Consider the following 14,185-nt stretch of genomic DNA (forward strand, 5'->3'; position numbering starts at 1 on the left):
CGCGCCGCCTTCGCCCGGTACGCCTCCAGGCGCCCGCGCAGCTCGCCCCGCCGGTCGAGGAGCCCCTCGCTGAGACGCAGATCGTCGCGCGCCCGCCCACGTGATCTCGCCGTGCCGGTCCCACACGAGCGGCCGCAGGTCCGCGGGGTCGGCAGGGGCGTCCGGGCGGGCGAGCACGTCGGCGCGGGCGCGGCGGGCGACGCTCACCCGGTGCCGGAAGTCCCGGAAGATCTGGATCTCACCGGCGGCGGACCGGCACTGGCCGCCGATGTAGTCGTAGTCCATCCCGTGCGGGTTGGCGGCGTCCAGCCAGCCCGCCTGGACGCCCCACTCACGCGCCTCGGCGGGACGGGACGGCAGGAGCGCCAGCAGCCCGTGCATCCGCTTCACCCGGCCTCCCACGGGCTCGCGCGGATGCTCGCGGAACCAGGCCCGCGGGTCGGCGAGGGCGCCGTCGAGGCCGTGCGTCCGCCACCGGACCGTGCCGTCCGGCGGCCGCCGCAGCGGCAGCCGCCGCGCCAGGTCGCGGGCGGTCGCGGCGGTGAAGGCGGTGTGCCAGGCCGGGACCAGGACGATCGGGTCCGCCGGGTCCGCGTCGAACGGCGTCGGCGTGAGGAACGGCCGGTCGATCACCAGCAGGGTGCCCGGCCGCGACTGGTAGGCCAGCCCCCACAGCAGCCGCGCGAGGACGCGGGCGCCGTGCTGGTCGGACAGCACGTGCCAGGTCTCGTGGAACAGGTTGGTGCTGAAGCCCGCCCTCGTGCCGGGCCGCAGCCCGATGACCGTGTGGTCGCGGCCGCCGAGCCGGACCGTCCGGCGGTGCAGCTTCATGCCGTCGCCCGCGCCGCGCGCGTTCGCCGGCCGCTGCACCGCCGTCACCGTCCTCAGCCCTTCACGCAGACGAGCTGCCGCAGGTGCGCGACGACCTCGACGAGGTCGGACTGCGACTCCATCACCGTCTCCAGGTCCTTGTAGGCGCCGGGGATCTCGTCGATGACGCCGCTGTCCTTGCGGCACTCGACGCCCGCCATCTGCCGGACCAGGTCCTCGACGGTGAAGCTCTTGCGCGCCTTGTTCCGGCTCATCCTGCGGCCCGCGCCGTGCGAGGCGGAGTTGAACGCCGTCTCGTTGCCGAGGCCGCGGACGATGTAGGTGCCGGTCGCCATCGAGCCCGGGATGATGCCGAGGTCGCCCGCGCCCGCGCGGATCGCGCCCTTGCGGGTGACGAGCAGCTCCTCGCCGCCGTACTCCTCCTCCGCCACGTAGTTGTGGTGGCAGGAGATGACCTGGTTCCACCGGCAGCGCTTCTCGCCGAACCGCTTCGTCACGACGTTCTGCGCGAGCGCCATCATGACCGCGCGGTTGCGGCGGGCGTACTCCTGCGCCCAGAACAGGTCGTGCCGGTAGGCGTCCATCTTCGCGGTGCCGCTGAGGAACACGGCGAGGTCGTTGTCCGGAAGGTCCTGGTTGTGCGGGAGCTTGCGGGCGGCCTCGATGTGGTGCTCGGCGAGCACATTGCCGATGTTGCGGGACCCGGAGTGCAGGACGAGCCAGATCGCGCCCTCGTCGTCCGCGCACAGCTCCAGGAAGTGGTTGCCGCCGCCGAGCGTGCCCATCTGCGAGCGCGCGCGGCCGAGGCCGGAGCGGACCGCCGGGTGCAGGTCCTCGAACTCCTTCCAGAAGTCGTACCAGCCGCGCTCCTTCAGGTTCGGCAGCGCGGACGGGTCGACGGCGCTCTTGTGCGAGCCGCGCCCGACCGGGATCGCCTTCTCCAGGCCGTGCCGGATCCCCGACAGGTCGTCCGGCATGTCCTCGACGGTGAGCGTGGACTTGGCGGCGGTCATCCCGCAGCCGATGTCGACGCCGACCGCGGCCGGGGACACCGCGTTCTTCATCGCGATGACGGAGCCGACGGTCGCGCCCTTGCCGTAGTGGACGTCCGGCATGACCGCGAGCCCCTCCACCCAGGGCAGCGCGGAGACGTTGCGGAGCTGGTCGAGCGCCTGGTCCTCGACGGTGTCGGGGTCGGTCCACATCCGGATGGGAACGCGGCCGCCCTTCAGGGTCTGGTACGGCATGCCTTCTCCTTCTCGACGGGATCCGGACCGTGATCTATGACGCCAGAGCCGCCCACCGCGGTTCAACCGGTTTTCCCGCCGTGGCCGGGTTCATCCCGGCGGGCGTCAGCGCCGCCGCTCGGTGAGGCCGAGGCCGTCGAGGTGCTCCAGCAGCGCGACGGCGACGCGGCGGCTCGTCGACAGCGCGTCGCCGGCCTGCCGCGGGGTGAACGGCTGCGGCAGCGCGGACAGGATCCGCAGCGCCTCGCGGTCGGCGCCGGGCAGCAGGACGACGCCGTCGCGCAGCCGCAGCACCGCGCCCGCGCGCTCGGCGGCGGCGAGGGCGCCGCCGGTGAGGCCGAGCTCGGCGAGGCGCTCCTCGGCCGGCGCGTCGAACGGGGCGCGGGCCAGCTCGGCGCGCAGCCGCTCGACGGCGGCCTCCAGCCCGGGAGGCATCGCCGGACGCTCCGCCGGGCCCGGCGCAGCCGCGGCCGGGGTCTGCTCGTCCGCCGGCGCCTCGGGTGCCGCCGGCGACGCGGCCGCCGGCTCCGGCTCCGCGGGCGCCGCCGGGGCGGGGTCGGGGGACGGGCCGTGCACGCGGCCGCCGTCCAGGCGCAGCGGCGGGCGGACGAGGGCGGCGACGAGATGCCGCGCGGGCAGCCCGAGCCGCAGCCGCGCCGTCTCCAGCGGGACGCCGGGCGCGTCCGGGGTCGCGGCGGCGTGCCGCGCCGCCTCCTCGGCGAGGCGCGCGTGCAGCGCCTCCCAGTGCGCCGGGTCGGCGAGCCAGCCGCCGTCCAGGGCGACGGCGCCGTCCGGCGGCGCGCAGCCCATCAGGTCCAGTTCGGACGCGCGGAGCACGCCGTGCCGGCGCAGCACCAGCGCGCCGTCCGGCCGGTCGGGCCAGGTCGCCAGCTCGCGGGCGCGGGCCGCGCCCGCGTCGCGCCGCACCAGGGTCGGCGGGCGGACGTCCAGGACACTGACGCCGGCGATGGCGCGCCGCTCGGGGTCGCGCAGCAGCGCGGTGTCGCCGATGTGCAGGGCCAGGCGCGCGTTCAGGGTGAGGCGGGCGGTGTCGGGGCCGAGCGGGCGCAGCCGGACGGGGACGGCGGCGGCGCCGATGTGCAGCGTCATCCGGCGCGCGAGCCGCCCGGACGCCTCACCGAACCGGGTCCGCACGTCCACGCACGTGGTGAGCGACCAGCGGTCGGGGGTGACGAGGGCCATGCCCGCGCCGACCCGGCCGGCGTCGCGCAGCGTGAGCACGACGCGGGAGACGCCGGTGGCGCTCTCGCGGGGCTCGCCCGTGCTGCCGATGGTCCGGACGCGGACGCGGCGGCCCGCGGGCATGAGGAGCAGCTCGTCGCCGACGGCGATCGTCCCGGCGGCGAGCGTGCCGGTGACGACGCTCTGCCGTCCGGCGGTGAAGGCGTGGTCGAGCCACAGCCGCACCGGTGCGGCGGGGTCGGGCTCGGGCAGCCGTCCGGCGAGCCGGTCCAGCGCGGCGGCCAGCTCGTCCAGCCCGTCGCCGGTGACGGTGCTGACGGCGACGGCCTCGACGCCGCGCAGCGCGGTCCCGGCGAGCCGGTCGCGGGCCTGCCGGAGCGCGAGCTTGGGATCGGCGACGTCGGAGCGGGTCACGGCGAGCACGCCGGCGCGGACGCCGAGCGCGGCGAGCGCGTCCAGGTGCTCCTGCGACTGCGCCATCCAGCCCTCGTCGGCGGCGACCGTGAACAGCACGGCGGGGACGGCGCCCGCGCCCGCGAGCATGGCCGGGACGGACCGCTCGTCGCCGGGGACGTCCACGAACGCCAGCCGGCGGCCGGAGGGCAGCTCGGTCCAGGCGCCGGGCTCCTCGGGCTCCATGCCGGTGAGGGCGCGCACCAGCGCGGACTTGCCGTGCCCGTGGTGGCCGGCGGTCGCGACGACCTGCATCAGCGCCCTTCCCGGGTCGCGGCGCGCGGGGCCGCGGGGAAGGGCGCGGGCGCGGCGTGCGCTGCGCGCGCGCCGGCGGGGACTGCTTTGCGGGGGTTGTGCAGACGGAGGTCCACGGAAGGCAACCCTAAGGACGCCGGGCCCCGGAGCGAAACCCGATCGGGCCCACACCGCGCGATCATAAATCTCACTAACTTCGCGTAAACCTCAAGCGGCGATGAATCGTCACGCCAGGGGCGCGGCTACTCGGCGGTACGGGACTCACATGCCGCGAGGCGCTCGGAATGCGCGAGGAAGTCGTCGACCATCCGGTGCACCAGCCCGGCGAGCTGAGCCCGCTCGCCGGGCGACCACGCCGCGAGGGCGTCGGCCATCCACTGGCGGCCCGCGGCGCGGATCCGCTCGAACGCCTCCAGGCCCTCGCCGGTGATCCGCACGCGCTGCGCGCGGCCGTCGTCGGGGTCGGGGACGCGCTCGACGTAGCCGGCCCGCTCGAGCCGCTGCACCTGGCGGGTGACGTGCGGCGCCTCCACGGCCAGCAGGACGGCCAGCTCCCCCGGCCGCAGCGGGCCGGGCGCGTCGGCGAGGGCGCGCAGCAGCGGCACGGCGGCCCGGTCGACCGGGACGCCGGCCACCGCGACCGTCCGGTCGTGCTGCTTGGCGCGGGTGAGCATGTGCGCGATGCGGCTGATCGCGCGCTCGATCTCCATGATGTCGCGCGGCGCCGCTGCGCCGGTCTGCGGGTGGGCGGCGGACCGCGGCGGGGTGGACATGTGATCCATTGTACGATGCATTTACTTAACTTAAGTAAGTAGGCTGTCCGCGCACGCCCCCGCTCCCACCGACCGGGACCGTCCCCCAGGAGGCTTCATGACCGGCGCCCAGACGGCGGCCGCCGCCACGACCGGGCGGCGGGCCGCCGGCCCCCCGCGCACCGGCCTCACCCTCTTCGCGCTGGCGATCGCCGGCATGGTGGTGTCCGTCCAGCAGACCCTCGTCATCCCGCTGCTGCCCGAGCTGATGAGCCGCTTCCACGTCTCGGTGACCGCGGTGACCTGGGTGTTCACCGCCTCGCTGCTGGCCGGCGCCGTCGCCACGCCGCTGCTGTCGCGGTTCGGCGACATGTACGGCAAGAAGAAGATGATCCTGCTCGTACTGGTGCTGCTGCTGATCGGCTCGGTGGTCTGCGCCGTGTCCGGCTCGCTCGGCGTGCTCATCGCCGGGCGGACCCTGCAGGGCGTGTCGTCCGCGATGATCCCGCTCGCCATCGGGATGATCCGCGACACCTTCCCGCGCGAGCGGATCACCACCGCGATCGGCATCGTCAGCGCCACGATGGGCGTCGGCGGCAGCGCCGGCATGATCGTGACCGGGCTGATCGCCGACCACACCGCCAGCCACCACCCGGTGTTCTGGATCACCGCCGCGCTCGCCGCGGCCGGTCTCGTGCTGGTCGCGGTCACCGCGCACGACACCGGTGCGCGCGCGGGCGGTCGGCCCGACCTGGCCGGCGCGGCCGTGCTGGCCGGCTGGCTCGTCTGCCTGCTGCTGGCGATCAGCGAGGGCAACGACTGGGGCTGGACGTCCGGCGGGGTGATCGGGCTGTTCGCCGCCGCCGTGGTGCTGTGCGGGGCGTGGGTCGCGATCGAGCAGCGGGTGCGCGAGCCGCTGGTGCGGCTGAACCTGCTCGTCGGCCCGAAGTCGCTGTCGGCGAACCTGTCCTCGACGCTGCTCGGCTTCGCGATGTTCGCCGCGTTCACGCTGATCTCCGGCTTCGTCCAGTCGCCGTCCGACAAGGTCGGGTACGGGCTGGGCGGCTCGGTGCTGGACGTCGGCCTCTACATGCTGCCCAGCACCGTCACGATGCTCGTCGCGTCCGCGATGTCCGGCACCATCGCCCGGCGCATCGGCCCGGCCTACACGCTCGCGCTCGGCTCGGTCTTCGCCGGGCTCAGCTACACCTGGCTGGCCGTGTCGAACTCGCACGGCTACGACATGCTGGCGTTCAGCGCGATCCAGGGCGTCGGGTTCGGCGTCGCCTACGCGGCGCTCGGCACCCTCGCCGTCCAGCACGTCCCGATGGACCAGAGCGGTATCGCCAGCGGCATCAACTCGCTCGTCCGCACCACCGGCGGCAGCGTGGCGGGCGCCGTCACCGCCTCGATCCTCGCCGGGAAGGTGATCGCCGGGACCGAGGTGCCGACGCTCGGCGCCTACGAGCTGTGCTTCTGGATCGTCGCGGCCGGCGCCGTCCTCGCGGCCGCCGTCGCCGTCGTGCACGGCGTCCGGCACCCGCACGAGCGCCCCGCCTGACCGGGGCCCGCGCGGCGGCGGTGACCCTCCGCGACCGGGAGGTGGCGGCGCGGGGCCTTGACGAAAGGCACCCGCGCCGTGCCCTATAGGGGTGCGCCCCGAAACGCGGATCGGGGCCGGCCGACCGCAACCGGGAGGACGAACATGGGCGCCTACGCGGCCGCGTACGAACGCAGCATCGCCGACCCGACCCGGTTCTGGGGCCTGGCGGCGCGGGACGTGCGCTGGCTCGTCCCGCCGGACCGCGTGCTGGACGACGGCGCCCCGCCGTTCTACCGCTGGTTCACCGGCGGCGAGCTGAACACCTGCGACAACGCGCTGGACCGGCACGTGGACGAGGGGCGCGGCGACCAGCCGGCGCTGATCTACGACAGCCCTGTCACCGGCACGGTCCGCAGCTACACCTACCGCGAGCTGACCGACCTCGTCGCGCGGTTCGCCGGGGCGCTGCGCGCGCAGGGCGTCGACCGGGGCGACCGGGTCGTCATCTACCTGCCGATGATCCCCGAGGCCGTGATCGCGATGCTGGCGTGCGCGCGGCTCGGCGCGGTGCACTCGGTGGTGTTCGGCGGGTTCGCGGCGCGGGAGCTGGCGGTCCGCATCGACGACGCGCGCCCGAAGGCGGTCGTGTCGGCGTCCTGCGGGATCGAGGCCGGCCGGGTCGTCCCCTACAAGCCGCTGCTCGACGAGGCGCTGGAGCTGGCGAAGCACAAGGTCGAGCGGTGCGTGATCCGGCAGCGCGAGCAGCTGCACGCCGACCTCGTCCGGCCGCGCGACGTGGAGTGGGACGAGGCGGTCGAGGCCGCCCGCCCGGTCGAGTGCGTGCCGGTCGCCGCCACCGACCCGCTGTACATCCTCTACACCTCCGGCACGACCGGCCGGCCGAAGGGCGTCGTCCGCGACAACGGCGGGCACGCGGTCGCGCTGCGCTGGTCGATGGAGAACGTGTTCGGCGTGGGCCCGGGCGACGTGTTCTGGGCCGCGTCCGACGTCGGCTGGGTCGTCGGGCACTCCTACATCGTGTACGCGCCGCTGCTCACCGGCTGCACGACCGTCCTCTACGAGGGCAAGCCGGTCGGGACGCCGGACGCGGGCGCGTTCTGGCGCGTCGCCGCGCAGCACCGCGTCAAGGTGCTGTTCGCCGCGCCGACCGCGATCCGGGCCGTCAAGAAGGAGGACCCGGACGGCGCGCTGCTCGCCGGGCACGACCTGTCGGCGCTCGACACGCTGTTCCTCGCCGGGGAGCGCCTCGACCCCGACACCTACCACTGGGCGTCGCGGGTGCTGGACCGGCCCGTCATCGACCACTGGTGGCAGACCGAGACGGGCTGGCCGATCGTGGCGAACCTGCGCGGGCTGGAGCCGATGCCCGTCAAGCCCGGGTCGCCGTCGGTACCGGTGCCCGGGTACGACGTGAAGGTCCTCGGCCCGGACGGCGCGTCCGTCCCGCCCGGCACCGACGGCGACATCGCGATCCGGCTGCCGCTGCCGCCCGGCACGCTGCCGACGCTGTGGCAGGACGACGAGCGGTTCGTGGAGTCGTACCTGACCCGCCATCCGGGCCACTACCTGACCGGCGACGGCGGCCACGTCGACGAGGACGGCTACGTCTGGGTGATGGGCCGCACCGACGACGTGATCAACGTGGCCGGGCACCGGCTGTCGACCGGGACGATGGAGGAGGTCATCGCCGCGCACCCGGCCGTCGCCGAGTGCGCGGTCATCGGCGTCGAGGACCAGCTGAAGGGCCAGGTCCCGCGCGGTTTCGTCGTGCTGAAGAGCGGCGCCGGCGCCGATCCGGACGAGCTCGCCGCCGAGCTGGTGCGGATGGTGCGCGAGCAGGTCGGCCCGGTCGCGGCGCTGAAGCGGGTCGAGGTCGTCGCGGCGCTGCCGAAGACGCGGTCCGGCAAGATCCTGCGCGGCGTGATGCGGGGCATCGCCGACGGCAAGGACGTGACGGTGCCGTCCACGATCGAGGACACGGCGGTGCTGGACGAGCTCCGCCCCGTCCTGCGCCCACCGGCGCCCTGACGCGCGCCGGCCCGGCGCGGGGCGTGCGGGCTAGCGGTGGCTCTTCGGCGGCCACAAAGCGGCGACCAGGCACACTCCGAGAACGGCGACGCCGACCTGGAAGATCGTCTCCCAGAAGTTCCAGCCGGACGTGCGGAACCCGACCATCGCCGACAGGCCCGTCCCGGCGAAGGCGGCGACGACCCCGACGGCCACGGTCGCCCACCAGGGCATGCTCTGCCGGCCCGGCACGATCAGCCGGCCCAGCGCCCCGACCACGGCGCCCAGGACGACGGCGGAGACGATCCCCCCGATGGTCACACCCCCGCCCCTACCCGGCCCCCGCCCCTCTATCGCGCCGGCGCGCGGCGGGTCAGCGGACGATGAGGTGGTGGCGGCCCAGCGGGGCGAGTTCGCCGATCACCGGGGCGCCGGGGATCTCGCCGGCCACCAGCAGCCCGCCGGAGGTCTGCGCGTCGGCGAGCAGCAGCCGCTCCTCCTCGGCGATCCGCCGGAACTCGGTGTGCGGGGACACCCAGGCGAGGTTGCGGCGGGTGCCGCCCGGCACGAAGCCGTCGCGGACGGCGGCGCGCGCCCCGTCCAGGTACGGGACGGCGGCGGCGTCCACAACGGCGGTGACGCCGCTCGCGCGGGCCAGCTTGTACAGGTGCCCGAGCAGCCCGAAGCCGGACACGTCGGTGGCGCAGACGGCGCCGCGCTCCAGCGCGGCCACCGCGGCCGCCGCGTTCAGCGCCGTCATCGTCTCGACCGCCTCGGGGAACACCTCGCCGGTCGCCTTGTGGCGGGCGTTGAGGACGCCGAGGCCGAGCGGCTTGGACAGCGACAGCGGGACGCCCGCCCGGCCGGCGTCCAGCCGCAGCAGCCGGTCGGGGTCGGCGACGCCGGTCACCGCGAGGCCGTACTTGGGCTCGGGGTCGTCGATGCTGTGCCCGCCGGCGATCGGGCAGCCGGCGAGGTCCGCCACGTCCCGGCCGCCGCGCAGCACCTCGCGGGCCAGCTCGGCGGGCAGCGCGTCGCGGGGCCAGCCGAGCAGGTTCAGCGCCATGAGCGGCTCGCCGCCGACGGCGTACACGTCCGACAGGGCGTTGGCGGCGGCGATCCGCCCCCAGTCGTAGGCGTCGTCGACGACGGGGGTGAAGAAGTCGGCGGTGGACACCACCGCGCGGCCGCCCGCGACGCGCAGCACGGCCGCGTCGTCCCCGTCCGTGCCGCCGATCACCAGGGCGTCGCCGCCGCCGGCGAGGCCGGCCACGATGCGCTCCAGCTCGCCGGGCGGGATCTTGCACGCGCAGCCGCCGCCGTGGGCGTACTGGGTGAGGCGGGCTGCTCGGGCGAGACGGTTCACCAGGAGATTTAACGCACAACTACCACAAATGATCAACAAACGGACGGTACGGGTCCGGTCACCCAGGGATCGCCTCGCCCCCGACCAGCGGAAAATGCCCGAGGGGCTTGTCCGAACGACGTTCGGCATGATGCGATCCTGTTCTGCAAGTCATCACTTACTCAAGGGGCGCCACATGGGGATCGAGGAGCAGCGGGACGAGCTGGACCGGGCCGTCGAGGGGCAGACGGTCTGCACCTGCCTCGCCGCCACCGCCGCGGAGCACGGGGACGAGCCGGCCTACTCCGACCGGATCGACGGGCAATGGCGGACCCTGACCTGGGCCGAGACGCGGACCCGGGCCCTGGAGACCGCCGCCGGGTTCGCCGCGCTCGGGCTCGAGCCGGGCGACGTGGTCGCGCTGATGATGCCCAACCGGTCCGAGCACGTGCTCGCCGACCTCGGCGCCGTGCACGCCGGCGGCGTGCCGACGACCGTCTACGCGACCCTCGCGCCCGACCAGGTCGCCTACGTGGCCGGCCACTGCGAGGCCAGGTACGCGGTGCTGGACGGCGCCGACCAGCTCGCCCGCTGGCAGCCCGTCCTCGACCGGCTGCCGCACCTGCGCAAGATCGTCGTGGTGGACGCCGCCGCCTGCCCGGCCGACGACGACCGCTACCTGAGCTGGGACACCTTCACCGCGCTCGGCCGCGGCGAGCTGGCCGCCGACCCGGCCGCGATCGACCGCCGCTGGCAGGCCGTGAAGCCCGCGGACACCGTCACCCTGCTCTACACCTCCGGCACCACCGGCGACCCCAAGGGCGTCCTGATCACCCACTCGATGGTGCTGCACGAGGCCGCGATGGTGCAGCGCAGCTCGGTGCTGCCCGACCGCCCGTCCGGCGTCTCCTACCTGCCGTTCGCGCACATCGCCGACCGCGTCCTCAGCTACTACCTGCCCGTCCGGCTCGCCGCGCACGTCCACTTCTGCCCGGACCCCGCGCAGCTCACCACCGTGCTGGCCGAGGTGCGGCCGCACTCGTTCTTCGGCGTCCCGCGCGTCTGGGAGAAGATCATGGCGGGCATCCAGGCGGTGCTGTCGGCCGAGCAGGACCCGGCGAAGAAGGCCGCCGTCGCCGCCGCCCTGGACGCGGGCCGCGCCTACGTGTCCGGCCAGGAGTTCGGCAACACCCTCACCCCCGAGGTCACCGCCGCGTTCGAGAAGGCAGACGCCGCCGTGCTCACCCCCATGCGGGCGCTGCTCGGCCTGGACCGCGTCCGGCAGGCCTCCAGCGCCGCCGCGCCGCTGCCGGTCGAGGTCGCCCGGTTCTTCGCCGGCCTCGGCCTGAAGATCTTCGACGCCTACGGGATGACCGAGACCACCGGCGCGATCACCGCCAACCTCGCCGACTCCTTCAAGCTCGGCACCGTCGGCCGCCCCTTCGCCGGCGTCGAGCTGACGCTCGCCGAGGACGGGGAGATCCTGGTGCGCGGCGCGACCTGCACCCCCGGCTACCTGAACCGGCCGGAGGCGACCGCCGACCTCATCGACGCCGACGGCTGGGTGCACACCGGCGACGTCGGCCGCCTCGACGAGGACGGCTTCCTCACCGTCGTCGACCGCAAGAAGGAGCTGATCATCACCGCCGGCGGCGAGAACATCGCCCCGTCGATGATCGAGAACCACCTCAAGGAGCACCCGCTGGTCGGCCAGGCGCTCGCGTTCGGCGACCGCCGCCCCTACGTCGTCGCGCTCATCACGCTGGACGGCGAGGTCGCGCCGGTCTGGGCCGCCGCGCACGGGATCGAGACCACCGACCTCGCCGCGCTCGCCGAGCACCCGCTCGTCCTGGAGGAGGTCGCGAAGGCCGTCGAGGACGCCAACGCCCGCCTCGCCCGCGTCCAGCAGGTCAAGAAGTGGCGGCTGCTGCCCGCCGAGTGGACGGCCGAGAGCGAGGAGCTGACCCCGACCCTGAAGCTGCGGCGCCGGGTCGTGCACGGCAAGTACGCCGAGGCCCTCGACGCCCTCTACGCCGGGTGATCGACTAGTATCGCCGCGGAGGCGCGCGAGCGCCTGGTGGCCTCCGCGGTCTTCAAAACCGTTGGTCCCGAGGATCTCGGGACGGCGGGTTCGATTCCCGTGCGCCTCCGCGAGGACGCCCCGGGCCGCCGGCCGGGCCGATGCGCCGGCGGCCCGCCGGGCGTCACGTCCGGCGTCACGCCCGGTCCAGGTAGCCCCAGGCCCCGGCCACGTCGCGGAGCTCGCGCGGCACCTCGGCCGCGCCGGGCAGCGGCCGGGCCGGGCGGACGGCCCCCGACCTGAGCTTCTCGCTCCAGTCGCCGAAGTACGGGCGGTAGGGCCCGTGGTCCTGCCGGCCGTAGTCGAGCATCGTGCGCTCCCACTTCACGTCGAGGAAGGAGCACACCTCCTGGGTCACCCGGTCCGGTTCGGCCGTCAGCTCCTCGTACCGGACGGTGAGCCCGGGAAGCTCGTGCCGCGCCGCCTCGATGCCCTCCGCGTAGCGGAGCACCTCCGGGACGACCTCCTCGCGCACGGCGTTCGCCCGCCGCGCCAGCACCGACTCGACGATCGCGGCGGGATGGCGGAGCAGGAAGATGTAGCGCGCCCGCGGCCACGCCGCGGCCAGGCGCCGCCACACCAGGGCGTTGGACGGCGTCTTGTCCACGATCTGCGACTTGCCGCTGCGCTCCAGCTCGAACCGGAGGACGTTGTCCCAGAGCATGTACTCCAGCTCGCGGACGTCGAGGCCCAGCTCGGCCATGACGTCGAGGGTGAAGTCGCGGCCGGGCTTCACCCGCAGGTGGCGCAGGTGCAGCTCGTGCGGCGCCCGGATCTCCGAGTGGCTGTTCAGCAGCACCCGCAGGAGGGTCGACCCGGAACGCTGCGGGCAGAGGAGGAAGACGGGCGACTCCACGAGGCGCGGCACCTTCGACGGGGCGATGTCGGCGGCATTGCCGGCGGCCGGAGCGGCGGCGGGCGAACGGCCCGCGGACTGCGCGCGGGCGGGCGGGCGCAATGCCGCCGCCAGCAGATTCCCCCTTCGCCTGAGTCCGGCCCTGACCTGGTTCTTCTTGTTCGAATTCGTGCTCATGACGCGGTGGCGGAGAACATTTCTGTGCGAGAACGATCACGGTGTCGCAGGCGAATGTAGACCGTTCTTTTCGTGAAATGCGCAGTTCGCCCGGGATCCTTAGACAACTCTCAGCCCGCTCTCATCTGCGCGCCCGGACCGCGCGGCGGCCGTGACGGTCCGTGCCCGCGGCGCGGCGTCCGGCGACGTAACGTGGGGGTATGAGGCAGCGGAAGCTCGCGTACGGGATCATGATGGGGACGTGCCTCACCTTCATCGTCCTCGCCTGGACGGTCGTCCGGCTGTACTCCACGCCCGCCGCGATCGGGATGTCGGTGTTCGCGATGATCATCCCGCCGTTCGCGGCGGTGGTGGCCAACTGGAACATCGACCGCACCGACCGGCGCGACTGAGGCCGGGCGCGGCCCGCGGCCCCGTCCGGCGGGAGCGGGCGTGAGCCGGCCGGACATCCCGCAGATCCTCGACCTGGCGGGCATCTTCGTGTTCGCGGTGTCCGGGGCGCTCGCGGCGGTCCGCAAGCGGCTCGACGTCGTCGGCATGGTGGTGCTCGCGGAGATCACCGCGCTCGGCGGCGGGATCCTGCGGGACCTGCTGATCGGCGCGGTGCCGCCCGCCGCGTTCACCAGCCTCGGCTACGTGCTGGTGCCGCTGGCCGCGTCGGCGCTGGTGTTCTTCTGGCATCCGCAGGTCGCCCGGCTGCTGCCGGCGGTGCTGCTGTTCGACGCGGCGGGCCTCGGGCTGTTCTGCGCGACCGGGACGGTGAAGGCGCTCGACCACGGGCTGTCGCCGCTGCACTCGGTGCTGCTCGGCGTGGTCACCGCGGTCGGCGGCGGGGTCCTGCGCGACATGCTGAGCGGGCAGATCCCCGCGGTCCTGTACGACCGGCAGCTGTACGCGCTGCCGGCGATGCTCGGCGCCGCCGTCACCGCCGGGGCCTCGTCCGCGGGGCTGCACGGCGGCGCGGTGACCGCCGGCGCCGCGGTGCTGGCGTTCGGCCTGCGGGTGCTGGCGATGCGCCACGGCTGGCGGACACCCCGCCCCCGCGGGGTGCCCGACTAGCCGTGCCCGGGAGGGCTAGGAGGCGGCCCTCATCGTGAAGTGGACCTCGCTCCCCTTGACCGAGGTGACGGTGACGGTCAGCCGGTGGCTGCCGCCCCTGCCGTCGCGGACGGTGCAGTCGAGCGTGGCGCCGACCTTGCCCTTGAGGTCGTCCGGGCAGGACGCCTTCGCCGGTCCCAGCCCGGCCGACTGGTACATCGGGCCGAACCGGGCGTCGATCTGCTTCTCCACCGTGCCCGAGCTGACGGTCTTCCCCACCTCGCAGCCCGCGGCGGCGAGCGCGAGGCCGCCGACCAGGACGGGCACGATCAGGAACTTGCGCATGGTGCTGCTCCCCGTGATGCGCGGCGCCCCGG

General features: G+C 74.6%; 13 protein-coding genes and 1 tRNA gene. 6 read left to right on the forward strand and 8 right to left on the reverse strand.

The genetic code is table 11. The annotated features are described in order from the left end of the window. From AB0C78_RS46270 to AB0C78_RS46285, 4 genes are all read right to left on the reverse strand, one after another. Positions 1 to 879: hypothetical protein (locus AB0C78_RS46270; RefSeq protein ID WP_360761269.1), on the reverse strand; the 879-nt coding region annotated here is incomplete at its 3' end. Between the two features lie 5 nt (positions 880 to 884). Next, entirely contained in the window at positions 885 to 2,078 is a 1,194-nt protein-coding gene (locus AB0C78_RS46275; RefSeq protein WP_360761271.1) for an RtcB family protein, read from the reverse strand. A 105-nt stretch (positions 2,079 to 2,183) separates the two neighbouring features. Next, positions 2,184 to 3,989, reverse strand: a complete 1,806-nt coding sequence (locus AB0C78_RS46280; protein WP_360761273.1) for a SelB C-terminal domain-containing protein — start codon at positions 3,987 to 3,989, stop codon at positions 2,184 to 2,186. A gap of 242 nt (positions 3,990 to 4,231) precedes the next feature. Next, the gene (locus AB0C78_RS46285) at positions 4,232 to 4,762 is read right to left on the reverse strand and encodes a MarR family transcriptional regulator (RefSeq protein ID WP_360761275.1); all 531 of its coding nucleotides are present in this window, start codon (positions 4,760 to 4,762) and stop codon (positions 4,232 to 4,234) included. A 97-nt stretch (positions 4,763 to 4,859) separates the two neighbouring features. Here AB0C78_RS46285 and AB0C78_RS46290 point away from each other — a divergent pair, with 97 nt between their 5' ends. Next, positions 4,860 to 6,302, forward strand: coding sequence for an MFS transporter (locus tag AB0C78_RS46290; protein ID WP_360761277.1), 1,443 nt, complete (start codon positions 4,860 to 4,862; stop codon positions 6,300 to 6,302). 144 nt (positions 6,303 to 6,446) lie between these two features. Beyond that, positions 6,447 to 8,333, forward strand: a complete 1,887-nt coding sequence (locus AB0C78_RS46295) for a propionyl-CoA synthetase (protein WP_360761279.1) — start codon at positions 6,447 to 6,449, stop codon at positions 8,331 to 8,333. A gap of 30 nt (positions 8,334 to 8,363) precedes the next feature. Here the strand turns inward: AB0C78_RS46295 and AB0C78_RS46300 are convergent, their stop codons facing one another. Together AB0C78_RS46300 and selD are read right to left on the reverse strand one after the other, a co-directional pair. Continuing rightward, the gene (locus tag AB0C78_RS46300) at positions 8,364 to 8,633 is read right to left on the reverse strand and encodes a GlsB/YeaQ/YmgE family stress response membrane protein (RefSeq protein WP_360761281.1); all 270 of its coding nucleotides are present in this window, start codon (positions 8,631 to 8,633) and stop codon (positions 8,364 to 8,366) included. A 52-nt stretch (positions 8,634 to 8,685) separates the two neighbouring features. Next, a complete protein-coding gene (gene selD, locus AB0C78_RS46305) occupies positions 8,686 to 9,678 on the reverse strand; it encodes a selenide, water dikinase SelD (protein WP_360761283.1) in 993 nt (330 codons plus the stop codon). 175 nt (positions 9,679 to 9,853) lie between these two features. On the opposite strand from selD, the gene AB0C78_RS46310 reads away from it, so the two are divergent. Both AB0C78_RS46310 and AB0C78_RS46315 read left to right on the forward strand, forming a co-directional pair. After that, positions 9,854 to 11,698, forward strand: a complete 1,845-nt coding sequence (locus tag AB0C78_RS46310) for an AMP-dependent synthetase/ligase (protein WP_360761285.1) — start codon at positions 9,854 to 9,856, stop codon at positions 11,696 to 11,698. A gap of 17 nt (positions 11,699 to 11,715) precedes the next feature. Next, positions 11,716 to 11,808, forward strand: a tRNA-Sec gene (locus tag AB0C78_RS46315). A gap of 65 nt (positions 11,809 to 11,873) precedes the next feature. Here AB0C78_RS46315 and AB0C78_RS46320 read toward each other — a convergent pair. Beyond that, positions 11,874 to 12,770, reverse strand: a complete 897-nt coding sequence (locus AB0C78_RS46320; protein ID WP_360761286.1) for a sulfotransferase — start codon at positions 12,768 to 12,770, stop codon at positions 11,874 to 11,876. A gap of 200 nt (positions 12,771 to 12,970) precedes the next feature. Between AB0C78_RS46320 and AB0C78_RS46325 the strand changes: the two genes are divergently transcribed. Both AB0C78_RS46325 and AB0C78_RS46330 read left to right on the forward strand, forming a co-directional pair. Next, positions 12,971 to 13,162 carry a DUF3099 domain-containing protein gene (locus AB0C78_RS46325; protein ID WP_360761288.1) on the forward strand — a complete coding sequence of 64 codons (192 nt, stop codon included), beginning with the start codon at positions 12,971 to 12,973 and terminating at the stop codon, positions 13,160 to 13,162. Positions 13,163 to 13,202: 40 nt separating this feature from the next. Beyond that, the gene (locus AB0C78_RS46330; protein ID WP_360761290.1) at positions 13,203 to 13,829 is read left to right on the forward strand and encodes a trimeric intracellular cation channel family protein; all 627 of its coding nucleotides are present in this window, start codon (positions 13,203 to 13,205) and stop codon (positions 13,827 to 13,829) included. A 15-nt stretch (positions 13,830 to 13,844) separates the two neighbouring features. Here the strand turns inward: AB0C78_RS46330 and AB0C78_RS46335 are convergent, their stop codons facing one another. Further along, positions 13,845 to 14,153 carry a DUF4333 domain-containing protein gene (locus AB0C78_RS46335; RefSeq protein WP_360761292.1) on the reverse strand — a complete coding sequence of 103 codons (309 nt, stop codon included), beginning with the start codon at positions 14,151 to 14,153 and terminating at the stop codon, positions 13,845 to 13,847. Positions 14,154 to 14,185 lie beyond the last annotated feature (32 nt).

This window comes from Actinomadura sp. NPDC048394 (genome assembly GCF_040651755.1).
Lineage (GTDB): Bacteria > Actinomycetota > Actinomycetes > Streptosporangiales > Streptosporangiaceae > Spirillospora > Spirillospora montaniterrae.